This window comes from Streptomyces sp. NPDC007863 (assembly GCF_040633895.1).
GTDB lineage: Bacteria > Actinomycetota > Actinomycetes > Streptomycetales > Streptomycetaceae > Streptomyces.
Map to the genome: position 1 here is coordinate 12309 of NZ_JBEYEI010000032.1, position 17315 is coordinate 29623.

Consider the following 17315-nt stretch of genomic DNA (forward strand, 5'->3'; position numbering starts at 1 on the left):
GTGGGCCGGAGCGTCGAGTGTGGAGGATTTGGTCACGACTTGCTCCCGCGGCGTGAGATACGGGTGACGACGAACGACAGCACGGCGGCGAACAGGGCGATCAGCAGCGAAGCCGCGGCCGCCAGGCCGAAGTCGTTGTTCTGGAAGGCGGCCGTCTGGACGTACATGTTCGGCGTGAAGCTGCTGCCGATCGCGCTGGACGCGTTGTAGATGACCTTCGGCTCGGTGAAGAGCTGGATCGAGCCGATGACGGTGAACAGGACCGCGAGGGCCACCGCCGGGTAGATCATCGGGACCTTGATGGACAGCGCCGTCCGTACGGCGCCGGCGCCGTCGACCTTCGCCGCGTCCAGCGTCTCGCGGGGCACCGCCTGGAGGGCGGCGTAGAAGATGACCATGTTGTAGCCCATCCACTCCCAGACGGCGATGTTGGCCGCGGAGAACACGGCGTTGTCGACCGACAGGAAATTGATGTCGATGCCGCCTGATGCCAGGAAGTCGATCACCGGGCTCAGGCCGGGGGTGTAGAGGTACACCCAGATCAGCGCGGCAATCAGTCCCGGCACCGCGTGCGGCAGGAACAGCGCCAGCTGGAAGAAATTCCTGGCCTTGGCCAGACCCGAGTCGAGCAGCAGGGCCAGGACCAGCGCTCCGCCGATCATCACGGGGATGTAGACCGCGCAGTACACGGCGATGACGAGAAACCCGTCACGGAAGGCTTCGTCGGACAGGGCGCGGACGTAGTTGCCCAGCCCGGTGAAGACGTTCTCGGTACCGCCGAACCCAAGGCCGGAGGTGCGGGTGGTGAACAGGCTCAGCCATGCCGCGTAGAACAGCGGGGCGAGGGTGACGGCCGCGAACAGGCCGAAGAACGGTGTGAGGAGCAGTGCGGCGGTCCGGCGCTGACCTCGGGCGGATGGGCTTGCCATACCGGCCTTCCTTGGGTGGGGCGGGGTGGGGCGGGTGCGGGAGGGAGCCGGGGCCGGCCGCCGAGCGGGGGGGCCGGCCTTCCGGGCTGCGGGCTCCTACGGGGCGGTGACCTTCAGGCCGCGCTGCTCCATCTGCTTGATCGTGGCCTGCTCGGCGGTGACGAGGACTCCGGGCAGGTCCACCGTGCCGTCGGCGACCTTCGGGAGCTGGTCCACGATGGCCGTGTTGGTGGCGCCCATGACCGGGCCCCAGGTCCAGCCGGGCGGGATGGCGTCGTAGGACCGCGACATGAGCGAGTAGATGTCCTGCCCGCCGTAGTAGTCCGTCTTGAAGGCCGCCTTCGTGACCGGGACCAGCTTCGGGTCGGCGGGGAACATGCTGCTGGTGCCGGACGACACCCACGCCTTCATGCCCTCCGGGTCGGTGGTGATCCACTTGATGAACTCGGCGGCGGCCCCACTGTTGTCGGCACCCTTCGGGATCACGAAGGACGAACCTCCGTACATGCCGGAGGCCGGCTTTCCGTCCCAGGTGGGCACGGGCGCCACGGCCCACTTGCCCTTCTGGTCCGGCACGGTCGCCTGGTGCGCCCCGGCGCACCAGCTGGCACAGATGTAGGCGACGGTCTGGTTCTTCTGGACGCTCGTCCAGAACGGGTCCAGCTGGCTCAGCGAGCGGACGAGGTCCTTGCGGGCGAGGTCTCCCCAGTAGGCGGCGACCTTCTTCGACGGGGTGTCGTCGATCGTGACCTTCCAGGTGTCCTTCTCGGTCGAGAACCACTGACCGCCGGCCTGCCAGGAGAGCGCCTCCAGCACTCCCGGATTGTCGGTGTACAGGACCCCGCCGCGGGCGGCGGGGTCGGCCCTCTTCACCTGCTCGGTCATGTTCCGGTACGCGTCCCATGTGGCGGGTACGTCGATCTTGTGCTGGGTGAAGAAGTCCTTGCGGTACATCATCATGAGGGGCGCCGCGTCACGCGGAACGCCCCAGGTCTTGTCACCGAGGTTGACAAGCTGCTGGGTCGCCTCGGGGAACTTCTCCTTCACGACCGGGCCGAGCGAGCCGCTCAGGTCCTCGACCTTCCCCTGGGCCGCGAACTCCGGCAGGTGCGGGTACTCGACCACCGCGACGTCCGGCACGGTCCCGGCCTTCACGGCGTTGGTGAGCTTGGAGTAGTACTCCTGGCCCGACGGGACCGTCTCGAAGGTGACCTTGATGTCCGGGTGACTGGCGTTGAAGGCGGCGGCCACCTTGTCGGACCCCTTGAGGAAGGACCAGAAGGTGACCTCGCCGGTCTTCTTCGCCTCGGTCGAGGAAGCGCCCTGGTCCGCGTTCCCGCCGCAGGCGGTGGCCAGCAGGGCGAGAGCCGTGACGGAGCCGGCCAGGACGGCCGTGGTTCTGCGAAGCATGATGTGCACCGATCGTTCGCTGGGGCGTTGACCGGAATCATTCGCCAGCAAATCCGCTTCGTCAATCCCCTCAACTTCATTCGATGGATAACGAAACGAAACGATGCGATGTGATGCCTCTCCCTGTCGGCTCCCTGGACTCACTCACTCACGCGGAAGGGACGCCGCTGGAATCCCGTACGCGTAGCTCCGGGCGGAGCAGCAGCTCGGCCAGAGGAGCGGTCGGATCGGCGAGCCTCCGCCTCATCAGGTCGACCGCCCACTCCCCCACAGCCCGCTTGGGCGGCGCCACAGCGGTGAGGGGCACATCGCTCAGCTCGGCGACCTCGTCGTCGTACGTCACTATGGCCAGGTCCTCCGGAACACGCAGGCCACGCGCCTGAAGGAGGCCGACCAGGGCGACGGCGTCGAGGTCGTTGTGGACCAGGGCGGCCCGCACGTCACCTGCCTCGACCGCCCGCGCCAGCTCCTCGAACCACTCCGCCGACGCCAGCCCGTCCGCCGGGTCGATGCCGTATTCCGGGCCCGCCGTCACTCCGAGGGCCTGGCAGGCAGCCGCATAACCTTCGCGGATCAAAGGGGTGTTGGGACTCTCCACCCGGGCGACCAGAGCGATCCGCCCGTGCCCGAGACCGGCAAGGTGCCGGACCGCCAGGCCCGCGCCACGAGCGTGGTCCGACGCGACCTGCTCCAGCCGGCCGGCCTGCGAGCCGGCCCGGCGGTCCACGAGAACGACCGGTATTTCGAGGCCCGCCAGCCACTCCTCGGCCAGGTCGGCGGGCTCCAGTCCGGCCCGCGGCATCAGCAGCAGACCGTCGACGCCCGCCGCGATCAGCCGCCGCACCTGCTCCTGATTATCCGTCAGCGTCTCACCGGAGACCGCGAGCACGATGCGGATCCCGTGCGCCGCCGCGGCGTCCTGCACCCCTCGGATGACCTCGGGATAGTAGTAGCCCCCCGGCGGAACGATCAGCCCGAACGCATCCCCCTGCCCCGCAGTCGGCCGGCGGACGGCAGGGGCGGACACGTCGGCCGCCTGCGCCGCGGTCGGCGACATGGCACCTCCGTGCACACGGACGATCAGCCCTCGGCCCGCCAGCTCCCGGACGTCCTGGCGCACGGTGACGGCGGAGACCCCCATCTCCTCCGCCACATCCTTGACCTTGATCACTCCCCGGCGCTCGACCAGGCGCAGGAGCGCCTCACGCCGCTCTTCAGCCAGCACTCACGTGCCCCCTCTCCTCGCGAGCGAAGCCATTTGCTTTCACTCGACAAGTGAAAGGTATCAGCGAAGCCACGGCGCAGGCCGGTCCTGGTATCGACCACAGCCGAATCAGCCCGACGGCGAGGCAGTGCGGTCCTTCACCCGGCGGCTTCCAGGTCCCGCGATGGTCGGCCCGCCGTCGTCCGCGCAACGCGCGACGCGTCTTCGGCATGCGATGACCTCGACGGCGAGCCCGCCGCGAGAGGTCTCCTTGCACTCGGTCCTCGTGTCGAGGCCGGTCTGCTTCATGCCGTTGAGTGATGGGGCAGCGAGCGGCGCCGGCGCGGGACCAGGTGGGCAGCGGCTGCTTGCAGCGGGGGAGATCCGGTGTGTACGGTCGAACAGAAAGCGCTTTCTAATAGAGGAGTCCCGTGCCGACCTCGGACGTCCTGGTCTACACACGCACCGCCGGCTACCGCCACGACTCCATCCCCGCGGGCGCTGACGCGTTCGTCGAGCTGAGCCGCGAGCACGGGCTCGAAGCGGAGGCGACGGACCGTCCGGAGCTGTTCACGGCGGAACGGCTGGAGCGGTGCGCGGCCGTCGTCTTCTTGTCCACCACCGGGTCGGTCCTCACCGACCAGGGCCGGTCGGCCCTGGAGGCATACGTACGGCGCGGCGGCGCGCTCCTCGCCGTCCACGCGGCCGCCAACGCCGAGCCGGACTGGCCGTTCTACGGCGGCCTGCTCGGCACCCGCTTCGCGGGCCACCCTCCACTGCAACCCGGCCTGGTCCACGTGGAGGACCCCACGCACCCGGCGACCGCGCACCTGCCCGCCGAGTGGGCCTGGACCGATGAGTGGTACGACTTCACCTCGCCCCCGCGCGACGCGGATGTCCACGTCCTGCTGCGCGCCGACGAATCCACGTACACCGGCGGCACACACGGCGCGGACCACCCCCTCTCCTGGTGCCACGAGAAGGTCGGCGGCCGGTTCTTCTTCACTGCCCTCGGTCACACCCCGGAGTCGTACGCGGCCCCCGCCTTCCGCGCCCATCTCTCCGGCGCCCTCCACTGGGCCACGCGCCGCTAGCGTGCCGACTCGGCCGTGGGCGGCCTGGTCAGGGCGGCGTCTCAGCGGGCGGGCAGATCCTGCTCCGTCCAGATGATCTTGCCCTCCCTGGTGTGCCGGGTTCCCCAGCGCTGAGCCAACTGCGCGACCAGCATCAGGCCTCGGCCACCCTCGTCGAAGAGCCGGGCCCGGCGCAGTAGGGGCGCCGTGCTGCTGGCGTCGGACACCTCGCAGACGAGACTTCGGTCGTGGATGAGCCGGAGCCGGACCGGCGGCCGACCGTAGCGGATGGCGTTGGTGACCAGTTCGCTGACGATCAACTCGGTGACGAACGCGGAGTCGTCCAGTCCCCAGGCCGCCAGCTGTTCCGAGGCATCACGCCGAGCTCCGGCCACGGCCGCGGGGTCGGACGGGATGTCCCAGGCGGCGACCTGACCGGTGTCGAGGCCGCGGGTGCGGGCCAGCAGGAGCGCGACATCGTCCTGGGGAAGGTCGGGCAGGAGCGCCCCGAGCACGGTGTCACAGACCCGTTCCAGGGACGCGGCGGGTTGGGTCAGGGCATGGTTCAGTACGTCGAGCTCGTCGCCGGTGGTGCGGCTTCTGCTCTCGGTCAGGCCGTCGGTGTACAGGGCGAGCAGACTGCCTTCCGGCAGTTCCAGCTCAAGCGTCTCGAAGGGAAGCCCCCCGAGGCCCAACGGCGGCCCGATCGGCAGATCGGGAGTGGCGGCCCCGGCGGGTGCCGTGGCGGGGAGGACGACACGCGGTGGCACGTGACCGGCGCTGGCCAGCGCGCAGACGCGGGCGACCGGGTCGTAGACGGCGTAGAGGCACGTGGCGCTGATCTCGTCCTCGGTCGGCGACTCCTCCTGCTGGAGGCGGACGACGACGTCATCGAGGTGGGTGAGCAGCTCACCGGGGGGCAGGTCGACGTCCGCGAGGGTCCGGACGGCCATCCGAAGCCGTCCCATGGTCGCGGAGGCGTGGATGCCGTGGCCGATCACGTCACCGACCACCAGGGCAACGCGGGCCCCGGACAGGGGAATGACGTCGTACCAGTCTCCCCCCACCCCGGCGTGAGAGCCGGCCGGCTGGTAGCGGGAGGCGACCTCCACGGCGGACTGCTGCGGTGGGCGCCGCTGCAGCAGGCTGCGTTGCAGGGTGAGCGCGGTGGAACGCTCGTGGGTGTAGCGGCGCGCGTTGTCGATGTACACGGCTGTCCGCTTGGTGATCTCCTGGGCGAGCAGCAGGTCGTCGTCGCTGAACGAGGCCGCCGTGCGGTGCCGGAAGAACTGGGCGAGGCCGAGGGTCTTTCCCCGGGCCTGCAGCGGCAGCACCAGCACGGAGTGGATTCCGTACTCGGCGATGACCGCTCGGTGAGCGGGGCTCTGCGTCAGCCACACCGGGAGCGCCGAGGCGTCGATGCGGCAGCGCCACGGCTGCCCCGTGGCCAGGACCCGCGCCGGCTCCGATCCTTCCGGACAGACGTACGACTGACCGGTCTTGACGACGGCGTCCGGGCAGCCTTCCCAGACGGACCGCTGCGCGACGCGGTGGAGGGTAAGGGGCCCGGGGACCGGTTCGGCGTCCCGCTCCAGGAGTACGGAGTCGAGCAGGTCGACGGCGACGAGGTCGGCGAAGTAGTCGGTGCCGACGGCGGCCAGCTCATCCGCGGTGCCGGCGATGTCCAGGGTCGTCCCCACCCGCACGTTGGCCTCGTTCACCAGCGACAACCGCCTCTGTACCCAGCGGTCGCGCTCCTCCTGGTATGCCGCGACCGCCTGCTCCGAGGTGCGGTCGATGAACTCGAGGATCATCCCGCTCAGCTTGACCGTCGCGGCGTTGATCAGCACCGGGTCCTTCGTGAGCCTGTTCATCTCCGCGAGCATCGCGCGCAGGAGGCCGGCCTGCCCGTACCGGTACGTCCGCAGCAGGGAGCTGATGCGCCCTCCTGCCCGGGCGAACCGCCGCGCGTACTCCACGAAGGAGACCGGGGCCTCGACCCGCGTCAGGTCGAGACCGTTCTCGAGGGCGTCCCCCCACACCGCGATGTTGTCGGCGATGCTCACCCCTCCCAGCCTGACGATGTCCTCGTACTCCGTGAGCTCGGGAACCTTCACGCTCAGGTGCTGCGCCAGCTGGTCGGCCAGCTCGGCTGCCCGGCCCACGACACCCCGGGCGGCCTTGGAGAGGATCACATCGACGTCGGACTCCACTACAGCAATGTAAGCCCGGCCCTCCCGAGGCGCCCTGGCAGAGACCGGGGGCTCGTACGGGCAGGAGACAGAGAGCGGGAGGAGCTCGTCCGGCCAGGCTCGTCAGCCGTCCCGTGATCCGCGATCGCGTCCTGGAGATCCACTCCGGTCCGCTGACCGTCAGGCTCGTGACCACGTCGGGCGGGGCCTCGACAGCCTCGGCGACTCCGAACCCCAGGGAGCGTGTAACGGCGGCTGCCAGGCCAGCGTCCATGGCCGTTCCGGAGATGGTCATGGTGATGGGGCCGTACGGCCCACCAGGACGTCTCGCTCCCGATTCATGATCTTCGCGTACTCCCTCGGTCTACGTCCACGTCCCTGCAACCCGTCGGGGAAGTACGCTGCGCAGAACGACCGTGGTAGCCGTCGAGCATCACGGAAGTCGCGGCCGAGACGCGAAAGGACGCCACCGACCAACCATTCGAGGCAGCCGACTCCAGCACTCGATCGCGGGGGCCACCTTCTCGCAGGCATTGCGCGCCCAACAACGCCGAACCGCATGTAACGGCAGGCCCGTACATTCGCTACGCTGCGCAACGTGAGCGGGACGCGGAAACCCACTCCTGACCAGCCACGATCCGCCCCTCAAACCAACTGTCGCTGGGGAGAATCTGGGGAGAATGGGCCGCCCTGGGGAGCGGCTGGGGAGAATCGGCTACGTAAAAGAACGTCACCATGAAAGCCCCAGAAAGCTGCAAAGTCCCAGGCCATCCCACCCCCGATAGCGATCTCCGCAGGTCAGCGCCCCGAGGGCGAGGACTTCAAGAAGATCTCCTCCTGAGCCGCCATCCTCTTCTCCCCCACCCTCGTCGGAACCATCTACGGGATGAACTTCGACAACATGCCGGAGCTGCACTGGGCTGGCGGGTATCCGTTCGCGGTGCTGCTGATGGCGGTGGTGTGCACCAGCCTGTATGTGATCTTCAAGAAGCGGGACTGGCTGTAGTCGCTCCACTCGCCCCCACCTTGCTCCGCGAACGCGGGGAAGGCAGGGAATTCGGGCAACTCGGGGGGCGGCGCCCGGCGCAGTCACCGTCGACCGCGCTCCACGGGAACAGGCCATGTGGCGCGCCCCGCATTTTCGCGGCATGGCGTCCAGCCGTGAGACTTCGGCGCAGGCCGGAGATCCGTACGAGTGGGCGGACACGCACGCAAGCGTGGCCGACTCGCCCCCTTGCCGGCGCTCGATCATGACGATGCATCAGATTCCGTCGGTGATCGACGCTACAACCGATCCGGAGGTCCGCACGGTGCGGACCGATGGGGAGGGACGCACCATGCCGAAGGTTCCGGAAGGGTACGTGCGCGTACGGACCCACCTCCGACGCAAGCCCGGACCCAAGTCCGCCAAGGGACTGAGCGTGTGGGCCGTGGCCGGACTGTGCGCGGTGGTGTGGCTCTGGGGCCAGGTCTTCGGGTTCGGCGACGACTCCACCGCGCAGCAGCCCGCTCCGAAGCCCGCCGTCTCCACCGCACCGGCGGGCGGAGAGTGACGCCCCGCCCACGGCCTCGGCGGAGGATCCGATGGCGGCCGCGCGGCACCACGGACATCCTGGGAGCGGCGGCCGTCGTCCTCGCGCTCACGGTCGCCCTGGCGCAGGCCACGGCACACCTGGCCACCAAGGCCGCCGAGTCCTGGCCTCTGCCGGTTCTGGCCGGCCTCGCCGGTGCCGCCGTCCTGGCCGGCGTCCGCGTACGGGACCGTCTCCGGCGTCGCGCGGACGGTGCGCGGACGGCACGCCTGCGCATCACCTTGCCGGAGCTGGACGCCATGGGCGACCAGGAGTTCGAGTACGCGCTGCGCGACCTCCTCGTCCGCGACGGCTGGACGGCCAGGAAGGTGGGCGGCGGCGGGGACCAGGCCGCGGACGTGATCGGTGTCCGGCCGTCGCTCGGGCGGATCGTGGTGCAGGCGAAGCACACCCGCGTCGGCGGCAAGGTCGGCTCGTCGGTGATGTACCAGGTGAAGGGCACGGCGGGTCCTGCCCACGGGGCGGACCACGCGGTCGTCGTCACCAACGGCGCGTTCACGCGCGACGCCATGTCGTGGGGCGACCGCCACGGCGTGCGCTGGGTGGACCGCGACCGGCTGCACCGCTGGGCCCACGAGGGCGAAGCGCTGCACGAACTGCTCGGCCTGCCGGCCGGACGCTCCCGCCTGCCCTGGCGTCGAGCGGCCTGAACCACGACGGTCGTCGCCCCTCCGACGAGAACGGGCGACACAGCGCGTGCTGTGTCGCCCGTTCTCAGGCGAGGGCGACGTTGCCGGGGCGTACGCGTTCCGCCGCCGTCCGGTCCTCGCGCCGGATCCGCGCCTCTCCGCTCGGAACCGGCGGGCAAGGCCCGGATCCGTCTTCGCCCTCGGGTCAGCCGGCGACCCAGGTGAGGGCCTCGTCCCGTCCGGCGAGGGGGAAGGTCTTCGTCTCGCCGGGGGTCATCCAGCCGAAGAGCGAGGTGACATGGGCCATCCAGTCGAGGTCGGTCACCAGGGCGATGCGTTTCCAGGCGCGCAGGTGCTCGACGCCGACCTTGAGGTCCTCCCACAGCGCGCCTCCGGTCATGCCGTCGAAGTCGGTCACGACGAGCAGGAAGCGGACCTCGCCCGCCCCGGCCGCCTCCGTCAGCGCGGGCAGGACCGTGTCCCGGTAGTCCTCGGCGGAGATCTTCCCGGACGCCTCGAATCCGACGACGCCGTTCGGCAGGTTTTCCAGCCGGCTGATCACAAGGGGCTCCCGAGGGTGGAGGGCGGCTTCCGGTCCTGCCCCAGCCTTTCCGGCGGGTTCCCGGGCCACCACACGTGGCCCTCCGTTCGAGTGATGACGCCTGCCATCCGTACGAGGCCGTACGAGGCCGTACGAGACCGGGCGGTGCCCCGGCGAGCACGAGCGGGCCGCCCTCCTCGTCGACCCGGCGGGCGTCCCGGTCGAGGAGCTTGATCTCCGCCGAGGACGGCACGTCGGGCACGGTGCGGACGACGAGGACCAGGACGGCGTCCCGGGCGCCCGCGGGATCGGGCGGCTTCGCCTCGACGCGGGGCAGCTCGGCGAGGAACGAGACGCCCGCGTGGTCCAGGACGGCGACCTCCCCGGCGGCAGCCGCTCCGGCGGGTCCTCGGTGCGCCGGACGCCGTCGCCGGCCTCGCGCAGGGCGACCGGGCCCCGGCCGAACCGGAGCCGCCCGGCTGGATGAAGGCCATCGGCCGTTTCACCCCGGCCGAGGCCGCGGGGCCCGGCCGCCGCCAGCCCCGAGAACCTCGTCCTGGCCGTCGGCGGAGCGGTCTCCCCCGCCCCCAGCGCCGCGTCCACCGGCGGCGAGACCGTCGCGGCCGTCCTCATGCGCGCCGGCCCCGACCGCCCTGACGGCGACGCCGGCGGCGAAGGCCGCTGCCGCCGGCGCCCGCCCGGCGGTGTGGCAAGGGCTGGCCTTCGAGCGGGTCGAAGGTCCGACGTCGGCCGCGTGACGGCCCGCCGCGTCGCGCGGTCGGCGGGCCGCTCCGCGCTCCGGGGAGGGCGCTCGGCTCCACCCGGTCGCATCGCGGGGGGACGTGTGCTGTGCTGGAGAGAGCCGCAGGAAGGCACGCCGATGCGTCGCAGCCGGATCTCCGCCTTCGTACCCGCCCGGCCGACCGCCCCGACCGGAGCCGCCGGGGGTCTGCAGCCCACGCGGAGTCTCGCGGCCGCCTGGATCCTCGTCGTCCTGATCGCGGTGCCCGCCTGGGCGCTGACGATCGGACAAGCCCGGGACATGGGCGTCGAGCCCGGCACCATGGGGATGGCACTACCCCTGTTCCTGCTGCTCTGGGTGACGATGATGGCGGCCATGATGCTGCCATCCATGGCTCCGGTGGCCATCAGCTGGGTACGCGGGATCGGCCGCCAGTCCTCCGGCTGGGTCCGGACGGCCCGCACCGTCGAGTTCGTCGGCGGATACCTGCTCGTCTGGACCGCCTTCGGACTGCTCGCCTACGCGGCCCTCGCCTTCACCGGCGGCCTGGTGGACGACCATCCCACCGCCGGACGCTGGATCGGCGCGGTCGCCTTCCTGCTCGCCGGTCTGTACCAGCTCGGTCCCCTCAAGAACGTCTGCCTGCGGCACTGCCGCGACCCGCTGAGTCATCTGGTGCGATACGCCGGCTTCCGGCGACCGGCCCGCGACCTGCGCGTGGGCGTCCATCACGGCGCGTACTGCGTCGGCTGCTGCGCCGGGCTGATGGTCGTCCTCGTTCCGCTCGGCGTGATGAACGTGGCGGCGATGGCCGGACTGGCCTTGGTGATCTTCCTGGAGAAGCTGTGGTCCCGGGGCATCCTCCTCAGCGGTGTCGTGGGCGTCGCCTTCCTCGTCCTCGCGGTGCTCGCACCGTTCCAGGACTGGATGCTGCCGGGGCTCCAGGGCTCGATGCCGTCCATGGACGGCATGTGACGCCAGAGGGGTGCAAGCTGGAAGGGAGACCGTCCTCCGGGTCTCGCCACCGTGGATGAGCTCCCTGGGCTCGGCTGGAGGAAGCGAAATGACACAGCAGGCCACCAGCGGCCCGCGCTGGCATCTGACCGGCGACTGGTTCGACGTGTGCAAGTGCGCGATTCCCTGCCCGTGCACGTTCGCGCAGCCCCCGACCTACGGCGACTGCGAAGGCGTCATGGCCTGGCACATCCGGGAAGGCAACTTCGGCGACGTACGGCTCGACGACCTCAACGTCCTGATGCTCGCCTCCTTCGAAGGCAACCCGTGGGCCGGCACCCACACCGACCCGTACGCGGCGGTCTTCCTCGACGAGCGGGCCGACGACGAGCAGCGCGCCGCGCTCGGAACCGTCTTCGGCGGTGGGGCGGGCGGATGGCCGGCGGAGTTCGGGGCGATGTTCCACCCCGAGATGCGGGGCATGGACGTCGTCCCGATCCACGTGGAGGTCGACGAGGACCTTGCCACGTGGCGCGCCGAGATCCCCGGCCGTGTCGTGGCGGCCGCCGAGGCACTCACCGGCCCGACGACCCCGGACGGCACACGCGTCCAGGTCCACAACGCCCCCGGGTCCGAGGTGGGGCCGGGCCAGATCGCCACGTGGGGGCGGGCCACCGCCGACCGCGCCGACGCGTTCGGCTTCTCCTGGGAACGCACCGGGAAGTCGAGCAAGTACTTCCCCTTCGACTGGAGCGGCCCCGACTGAAGGGCGGTGCACCCGCCTGTACGTGATCTTCAAGAGGAGGGACCGGGTCACGGTCGGTCGCAGCAGTCGTGCGCGGGGGATGCGCAGCCGCCCGACGAGGTCGTCGGTGCGGTGGGAGCTGCGCAGCAGCCCTTGCCCTGCCAGGCGTCGCGGCCTTCCTTGACCGCGAGGGCGGCGATGACGAGGGCGGCGACCGGGTCGGCCCAGGACCAGCCGAAGAGGGCGTGGGCGAGCAGGCCGGCGAGGAGGACGGCCGAGAGGTAGGTGCAGAGCAGGGTCTGGCGGGAGTCGGCGACCGCGGACGCGGAGCCGAGTTCGCGGCCGGCGCGGCGCTGGGCGGCGGACAGGAACGGCATGACGGCCAGGGAGAGGGCGGCCAGGACGATGCCGACGGTGGAGTGCCCGGCCTCGCCGGGGCCGGTCAGGGCCCGGACGGATTCGACGGTGACGTACGCGGCGAGGGCGAAGAAGGAGACGGCGATGATCCGCAGGGTCGTCTTCTCGCGGGCCTCGCGGAGGGCGTGGTCGCGGGCGGAGAACTGCCAGGCGACCGCGGCGGCCGAGGAGACCTCGATGACCGAGTCGAGGCCGAAGCCGATCAGCGCGGTGGAGGAGGCGAGCGCGCCGGCGGTGAGGGCGACGACCGCCTCGATGACGTTGTAGGCGATCGTCGCGGCGACGAGGAGCCGTACGCGGCGGGCGAGGGCGTCCCGGCGGGCCGGGGACGGGCCCAGGGACACCACGGATATGCCGGCGCCCATCAGCAGCAGCCCTCCGCCTCGGCGTCCGGGCAGGTGCGGTCGGCCTCGACGGCCACGACGGCCGCCCGGAGGTCGTCCAGGGCGCGGCCGAGGCGGGGGTCGGCCAGCTCGTAGCGGGTGCGGCGGCCGTCGGGGACGGCGACGACGAGGCCGCAGTCGCGCAGGCAGGCCAGGTGGTTCGACAGCCTCGTGCGCGAGATGGCGAAGAGGTCGGCGAGGTCGGCCGGGTAGGCGGGCGCCTCCCGCAGGGCGATCAGGATCCGGCAGCGGATGGGATCGGCCAGCGCCCGGCCGAAGCGGGTGAGGGCGTCGAGATCGGAGGCGAGGTTCAGCACGCCCCGAACAGTACAGGGATTCCTGAATTCAGGAAATCATGTACTCAGGGGTGGGGTGGCGCGCGGTGGCGCATCACTCGTCTCCCGCAACGCCGGAACGCTCCCGCCGGAGCAACCGGGTGATCCCGGCGTGCCGGGGTCGGGAGGCCTCCCGGGTGGCCGTCCCGCCTGGTGCGATGGGTGCGGACCAGAGCGTCGGCCTGCCGGAGGCCCGTGGCACGGAGCCCGTGGTGGGCCGGGGGGGGCGGCGGGGCGGCCGACCAGCCGATCTCCCGGGGTGGCCAGTACATGACCATGATCCTCACCGTCGTCATCATCGCCACGGCGCTCGCCGTCGGCCTCTTCGCCAACCAGGTCCGGCGGCGGCGCCGCGCGGCCGGCGGGGACGGCGGCGAGGAGGCGTCCGTCAGCGACCTGGTCAGCCCCCTGGAGACCCTCGCCGTCCTCCTCGTCGCCTTCGTCATCGTCCTGGCGGCCGAGTCGTTCGGCGCCGCCGCCACCGCCGTCGAGGCCGAGGCGGGGCGGGTCGACCAGCTCTACGAGGTCGCCGACTACGCCCCCGAGCCGCAGCGCGAACACCTCCAGGCCTCCGCCGTCTGCTACGCGCGCGCCATCCAGGCCGCGGAATGGCCGCTCATGACCGAGGGCGGGGAGAAGTCCCCCGTCGCCTCCGTGTGGTCCAGCGGCTTCCGCACGCACTTCAAGGAACTCGCCCACCGGGACGACCCGACCTTCGACCTCCTCGTCGAGGCCGACGACGAGCGCTCCAAGGCCCGGCAGACCCGCATCTCCGAGGCGAGCCCGGCCATCCCCCCGTCCGTGTACTGGTTCATGGTCGTCGCCCTGGCCGCCACCGTCGGCGCCTTCGCCTTCGGCCTCCCCCGCGACCGCGGACCCTCCCATCTCGCCCTCCTGTGCGTGCTCGCCGTGCTCTTCACCGGCTCGCTGCTCCTGATCGAGGACATCGACACGCCCTTCTCGGGCCAGATCAAGATCACCAGCGAGACGATGGCGCAGACCGCCGAGGACATCTCCGAGGACTACGCCACCGACCACCCGGGCCGCACCCTGCCCTGCGACGCGGACGGGAACCGGACCTCGTGACGAGTCGCCCCATCACTCGCCCCAACACCCTTCCGGAATACCCCTGGGGGGTATATGGTTGTGATCATCGTCCAGAGCGGACGGCGCGCGTCACACCGCATCGACCTGGGGAGACACACCATGAACAACCACGGCGGACACGGAACGGCCACGGGACACGGAACGCACGCCGGCCACGGCGGAGGGCAGCCCGGCGGGCTGGCGGTCTCGGTGGACGGGTACACCCTCGACGTCGACGCGACGATCCTCGCCGCCGGTGCGCGGCAGCACATCGGGTTCCGGGTGATCGGGCCCGACGGGCGGCCGGTGACCGAGTTCGTAGCCGAGCACGAGAAGGAGCTGCACTTCATCGCCGTCCGGCGGGACACGGCCGGGTTCCAGCACGTGCACCCGGTGCGGGACGAGAAGGGCGCCTGGAGCACCGAGCTGGACCTGGAGCCCGGGGACTGGCGGTTCTTCGCCGACATCCACCCGGCCGGCCACGACGGCACCCTGACGCTGGGGATCGACGTCGCGGTCGCCGGACCGTACGCCCCTCGCCCGCTCCCCGAGGCCGCCCGTACCGCGCGGATCGGCGCGTACGCCGTCACCCTCGACGGCGCGCTCGTGCCCGGCGAGGCGAGCGAGCTGACCCTCACCGTCAGCCGGGACGACCGGCCCGTCACCGACCTGGAGCCCTACCTGGCCGCCTACGGGCACCTCGTCGCCCTGCGCGTCGGCGACCTGGGCTATCTCCACGTCCACCCGGAGGGCCACCCCGGCGACGGGGCCACCGCGCCCGGGCCGGAGATCAGCTTCATGGCGGTCGCGCCCTCGGCCGGCACCTACCGCCTCTACCTGGACTTCCAGCACGACGGCGTCGTCCGCACCGCCGAGTTCACGGTCCACACGACGGACACCGCTCCCGCGCGGGGCGACCGCCACCACGGGCACGACCACGCACACCACGCACACCACTGAACCGTCGTCCCGCCCCCGGAAGGAGCGTCATGAGCCGCCGTCCCGTCCGATGCCGCCGCACCCCGAAGAGCGATCCCCATGCCTGAGAACTCCCCCGCCTGTATCCGCGGGGCGCGGCCCCCGCCCCGGGGCCGCACCCCGCCGCATGGACACGGAAGGAACCCGCCATGCGCCTGTTCGCCCTCCGCGACTACCGCCGCCTGTTCGGCGCCCAGGTCATCGCCCTGTTCGGCACCGGGCTGACCACGGTCGCCCTCGGACTCCTCGCCTACGACCTCGCCGGTCCGGACGCCGGCGCGGTGCTCAGCACCGCCCTGACCGTCAAGATGGTCATGTACGTGATCATCGCTCCGCTGGCCGCCGCGTACGTCGACCGGCTTCCCCGCAGGACCTTCCTCTTCCTCCTCGACGTCGTCCGCGGCGCGGTGGTCCTGGCCCTGCCGCTCGTCAGCGAGGTCTGGCACGTCTACGTGCTGATCGGCCTGCTCCAGGCCGCCTCCGCGGCGTTCACCCCGACGTTCCAGGCCGTCATCCCCGACATCGTCACCGACGAGTCCGCCTACACGCGCGCCCTGTCCGCCTCCCAGGTGGCGTCCACCATGGAGAGCCTGCTGAGCCCCGTGCTCGCGGCGGTCGCCCTGACGTTCCTGAGCTTCGACCGCCTGTTCCTGGGCACCTCCGCCGGATTCCTGCTCTCCGCCGCGCTCGTCCTGTCGACGCGCGTCCCCGACGCCCGCCCCAGCGGCCACACCAGGGCGTGGGACAAGGCGGCGGCCGGGATCAGGACCTTCCTCGGGACGCCACGCCTGCGCGGCGTCATGGCGCTCAACCTCGTGGTCGCGGCGGCCGGTTCGATCGTCGTCGTCAACACCGTCAACCACGTGCGCGACGTGCTCGGCGGCACGCAGTCGGACGTCGCCTGGATGCTCGCCGCCTCCGGCACCGGCACCCTCCTGGCCGCCCTGGTCCTGCCCCGCGTCCTCGACCGGGTCGCCGCCCGCACCGTCATGACGGCCGGCGCCGGGGTGCTCGTGGGCGGCACGACCGCCGCCGCCGCGCTCACCGCGACCGGTCTCCTCACCTGGACCGCCACGGCCGCCGTCTGGAGCGCGATCGGCGTCGGCATGGCCCTGGTGATCACGCCGACCGGCAAGGTCCTGCGCGCCTCCGTGGCGCGGAACGCGATCCCCGAGGCGTTCGCGGCCCAGTTCTCCCTGTCGCACCTGGCCTGGCTGATCACCTATCCCCTCGCGGGGTGGCTCGGCACCACCGCCGGCTTCGCCGTCACCTGGTCCGTCCTCGCGGTCCTCGCCGGGGCGGGGGCGGCCGGCGCCCTCCTCCTCTGGCCGCGTCACGAAGGGCGTGGCGGCACCCCGGCCGGTCTCACGGCGCCCGACCGGGACCGGTCCACCCTCGTCAAGGCCGCCTGACACGCACACCTGGCACGCACACGGCCGGGGCCGGACTCGTGGAGTCCGGCCCCGGCGGCATGACGTTCGGCCGGTGCGTCAGGCGCGGGCGAGGGTCGCGGCACCGAAGGAGACGTCGAAGCGGTCGCACCAGATGCTGACGCTCGGGTACGCCGACCAGTCGACGTCGGCGGGCAGGGGGTAGTTCTGGTCGCCCTTGTTGCCCTTCAGCTTGGCGAGGTCGACGTGCTTGCCGTCGTCGAAGACGAACCAGCCCGCCTTCCCCTCCTTCACGGGTGCGTCGCTCAGCAGGACGCGCAGGTCGGGGCCGTTGCTGGTGTCCAGGCCTTCGAGGCGGAGGGTGTGGGTGCCGTCCGCGAGACGGACGATCTTCACCGTGCCGGTGGTGTCGTGCTCGTGGCTGATGAAGCCGCCCCGCGCGACGGTCACCGGACCCGCCGGGGACGGCGCCCCCGCCGCCGGCTCACCCGAAGCCGAAGCCGAAGCCGCCGCAGAAGCCGTCGCCGTCACCGTCGGCAGCGCCTCGTGCACCGTCTCGTCCACCCACAGAGCCCAGGGCTTGAACCACACCAGTCCGGCCACCGCCACCACCAGGCCCGCGACCGCCACCGCGGCCCACCGCCGCCTCCTCCTCGTGACGCGCTCCATGACGTCTCCCCTTCCCCCTCGTTCCGGTCGACCGTCGTTCCGGTT

16 protein-coding genes and 1 pseudogene are annotated in these 17315 nt (G+C 71.5%); 9 read left to right on the forward strand and 8 right to left on the reverse strand.

All coding sequences use genetic code 11. From position 1 onward, the window contains the following. Nucleotides 1–32 precede the first annotated feature (32 nt). From ABZ621_RS34845 to ABZ621_RS34855, 3 genes are all read right to left on the reverse strand, one after another. Complete coding sequence (locus ABZ621_RS34845) at nt 33–929, reverse strand: sugar ABC transporter permease (protein WP_360610766.1); 897 nt, start codon at nt 927–929, stop codon at nt 33–35. A 96-nt stretch (nt 930–1025) separates the two neighbouring features. Continuing rightward, nucleotides 1026–2339 (reverse strand): extracellular solute-binding protein, encoded by a 1314-nt coding sequence (locus ABZ621_RS34850; RefSeq protein ID WP_360610768.1) that lies wholly within the window; start codon nt 2337–2339, stop codon nt 1026–1028. A 148-nt stretch (nt 2340–2487) separates the two neighbouring features. Further along, complete coding sequence (locus ABZ621_RS34855) at nt 2488–3564, reverse strand: substrate-binding domain-containing protein (RefSeq protein ID WP_360610770.1); 1077 nt, start codon at nt 3562–3564, stop codon at nt 2488–2490. 410 nt (nt 3565–3974) lie between these two features. Between ABZ621_RS34855 and ABZ621_RS34860 the strand changes: the two genes are divergently transcribed. Continuing rightward, a complete protein-coding gene (locus ABZ621_RS34860; protein ID WP_360610772.1) occupies nt 3975–4637 on the forward strand; it encodes a ThuA domain-containing protein in 663 nt (220 codons plus the stop codon). A 41-nt stretch (nt 4638–4678) separates the two neighbouring features. Here the strand turns inward: ABZ621_RS34860 and ABZ621_RS34865 are convergent, their stop codons facing one another. After that, nucleotides 4679–6829 carry a SpoIIE family protein phosphatase gene (locus ABZ621_RS34865; RefSeq protein ID WP_360610774.1) on the reverse strand — a complete coding sequence of 717 codons (2151 nt, stop codon included), beginning with the start codon at nt 6827–6829 and terminating at the stop codon, nt 4679–4681. Nucleotides 6830–7622: 793 nt separating this feature from the next. Between ABZ621_RS34865 and ABZ621_RS34870 the strand changes: the two are divergent. The 3 genes and pseudogenes from ABZ621_RS34870 to ABZ621_RS34880 all read left to right on the forward strand — a co-directional run. After that, nucleotides 7623–7814 (forward strand): annotated as a pseudogene (locus tag ABZ621_RS34870) (CorA family divalent cation transporter); the annotation flags it as partial. Nucleotides 7815–8145: 331 nt separating this feature from the next. After that, on the forward strand, nt 8146–8361 hold the full coding sequence (locus ABZ621_RS34875; RefSeq protein ID WP_360610776.1) for a hypothetical protein: 216 nt from the start codon (nt 8146–8148) through the stop codon (nt 8359–8361). Next, entirely contained in the window at nt 8358–9050 is a 693-nt protein-coding gene (locus ABZ621_RS34880) for a restriction endonuclease (protein WP_360610778.1), read from the forward strand. The genes ABZ621_RS34875 and ABZ621_RS34880 overlap by 4 nt, the downstream gene beginning before the upstream one ends. Before the next feature lie 184 nt (nt 9051–9234). On the opposite strand, the gene ABZ621_RS34885 is transcribed toward ABZ621_RS34880, so the two are convergent. After that, entirely contained in the window at nt 9235–9591 is a 357-nt protein-coding gene (locus ABZ621_RS34885) for an STAS/SEC14 domain-containing protein (protein WP_360610780.1), read from the reverse strand. An 859-nt stretch (nt 9592–10450) separates the two neighbouring features. Between ABZ621_RS34885 and ABZ621_RS34890 the strand changes: the two genes are divergently transcribed. Together ABZ621_RS34890 and ABZ621_RS34895 are read left to right on the forward strand one after the other, a co-directional pair. Then, nucleotides 10451–11287, forward strand: a complete 837-nt coding sequence (locus ABZ621_RS34890; protein WP_360610782.1) for a DUF2182 domain-containing protein — start codon at nt 10451–10453, stop codon at nt 11285–11287. 88 nt (nt 11288–11375) lie between these two features. Beyond that, nucleotides 11376–12032 carry a DUF1326 domain-containing protein gene (locus ABZ621_RS34895; protein ID WP_360610784.1) on the forward strand — a complete coding sequence of 219 codons (657 nt, stop codon included), beginning with the start codon at nt 11376–11378 and terminating at the stop codon, nt 12030–12032. A 47-nt stretch (nt 12033–12079) separates the two neighbouring features. On the opposite strand, the gene ABZ621_RS34900 is transcribed toward ABZ621_RS34895, so the two are convergent. Together ABZ621_RS34900 and ABZ621_RS34905 are read right to left on the reverse strand one after the other, a co-directional pair. Further along, entirely contained in the window at nt 12080–12793 is a 714-nt protein-coding gene (locus tag ABZ621_RS34900) for a cation transporter (protein ID WP_360610785.1), read from the reverse strand. Beyond that, on the reverse strand, nt 12793–13128 hold the full coding sequence (locus tag ABZ621_RS34905) for a metalloregulator ArsR/SmtB family transcription factor (RefSeq protein WP_360610787.1): 336 nt from the start codon (nt 13126–13128) through the stop codon (nt 12793–12795). Before ABZ621_RS34905 ends, ABZ621_RS34900 begins: the two co-directional genes overlap by 1 nt. A 288-nt stretch (nt 13129–13416) precedes the next feature. Here ABZ621_RS34905 and ABZ621_RS34910 point away from each other — a divergent pair, with 288 nt between their 5' ends. The 3 genes from ABZ621_RS34910 to ABZ621_RS34920 all read left to right on the forward strand — a co-directional run bounded on the left by ABZ621_RS34910 (nt 13417) and on the right by ABZ621_RS34920 (nt 16622). Continuing rightward, a complete protein-coding gene (locus ABZ621_RS34910; protein ID WP_360610789.1) occupies nt 13417–14232 on the forward strand; it encodes a hypothetical protein in 816 nt (271 codons plus the stop codon). A 120-nt stretch (nt 14233–14352) separates the two neighbouring features. Further along, complete coding sequence (locus tag ABZ621_RS34915) at nt 14353–15192, forward strand: hypothetical protein (protein ID WP_360610791.1); 840 nt, start codon at nt 14353–14355, stop codon at nt 15190–15192. A 167-nt stretch (nt 15193–15359) separates the two neighbouring features. Further along, a complete protein-coding gene (locus tag ABZ621_RS34920) occupies nt 15360–16622 on the forward strand; it encodes an MFS transporter (RefSeq protein ID WP_360610793.1) in 1263 nt (420 codons plus the stop codon). A 78-nt stretch (nt 16623–16700) separates the two neighbouring features. Here the strand turns inward: ABZ621_RS34920 and ABZ621_RS34925 are convergent, their stop codons facing one another. Further along, nucleotides 16701–17270: a DM13 domain-containing protein gene (locus tag ABZ621_RS34925; RefSeq protein ID WP_360610795.1), complete on the reverse strand. Its 570-nt coding sequence runs from the start codon at nt 17268–17270 to the stop codon at nt 16701–16703. Nucleotides 17271–17315: the final 45 nt, after the last annotated feature.

Bases quoted from the DNA above. Each gene is read 5' to 3' on its own strand.
- ABZ621_RS34890 (WP_360610782.1), top strand. From the start codon at position 10,451: ATGCGTCGCAGCCGGATCTCCGCCTTCGTACCCGCCCGGCCGACCGCC.
- ABZ621_RS34900 (WP_360610785.1), bottom strand. From the start codon at position 12,793: ATGGGCGCCGGCATATCCGTGGTGTCCCTGGGCCCGTCCCCGGCCCGC.
- ABZ621_RS34895 (WP_360610784.1), top strand. From the start codon at position 11,376: ATGACACAGCAGGCCACCAGCGGCCCGCGCTGGCATCTGACCGGCGAC.
- ABZ621_RS34925 (WP_360610795.1), bottom strand. From the start codon at position 17,270: ATGGAGCGCGTCACGAGGAGGAGGCGGCGGTGGGCCGCGGTGGCGGTC.
- ABZ621_RS34875 (WP_360610776.1), top strand. From the start codon at position 8,146: ATGCCGAAGGTTCCGGAAGGGTACGTGCGCGTACGGACCCACCTCCGA.
- ABZ621_RS34910 (WP_360610789.1), top strand. From the start codon at position 13,417: ATGACCATGATCCTCACCGTCGTCATCATCGCCACGGCGCTCGCCGTC.
- ABZ621_RS34850 (WP_360610768.1), bottom strand. From the start codon at position 2,339: ATGCTTCGCAGAACCACGGCCGTCCTGGCCGGCTCCGTCACGGCTCTC.
- ABZ621_RS34915 (WP_360610791.1), top strand. From the start codon at position 14,353: ATGAACAACCACGGCGGACACGGAACGGCCACGGGACACGGAACGCAC.
- ABZ621_RS34845 (WP_360610766.1), bottom strand. From the start codon at position 929: ATGGCAAGCCCATCCGCCCGAGGTCAGCGCCGGACCGCCGCACTGCTC.
- ABZ621_RS34920 (WP_360610793.1), top strand. From the start codon at position 15,360: ATGCGCCTGTTCGCCCTCCGCGACTACCGCCGCCTGTTCGGCGCCCAG.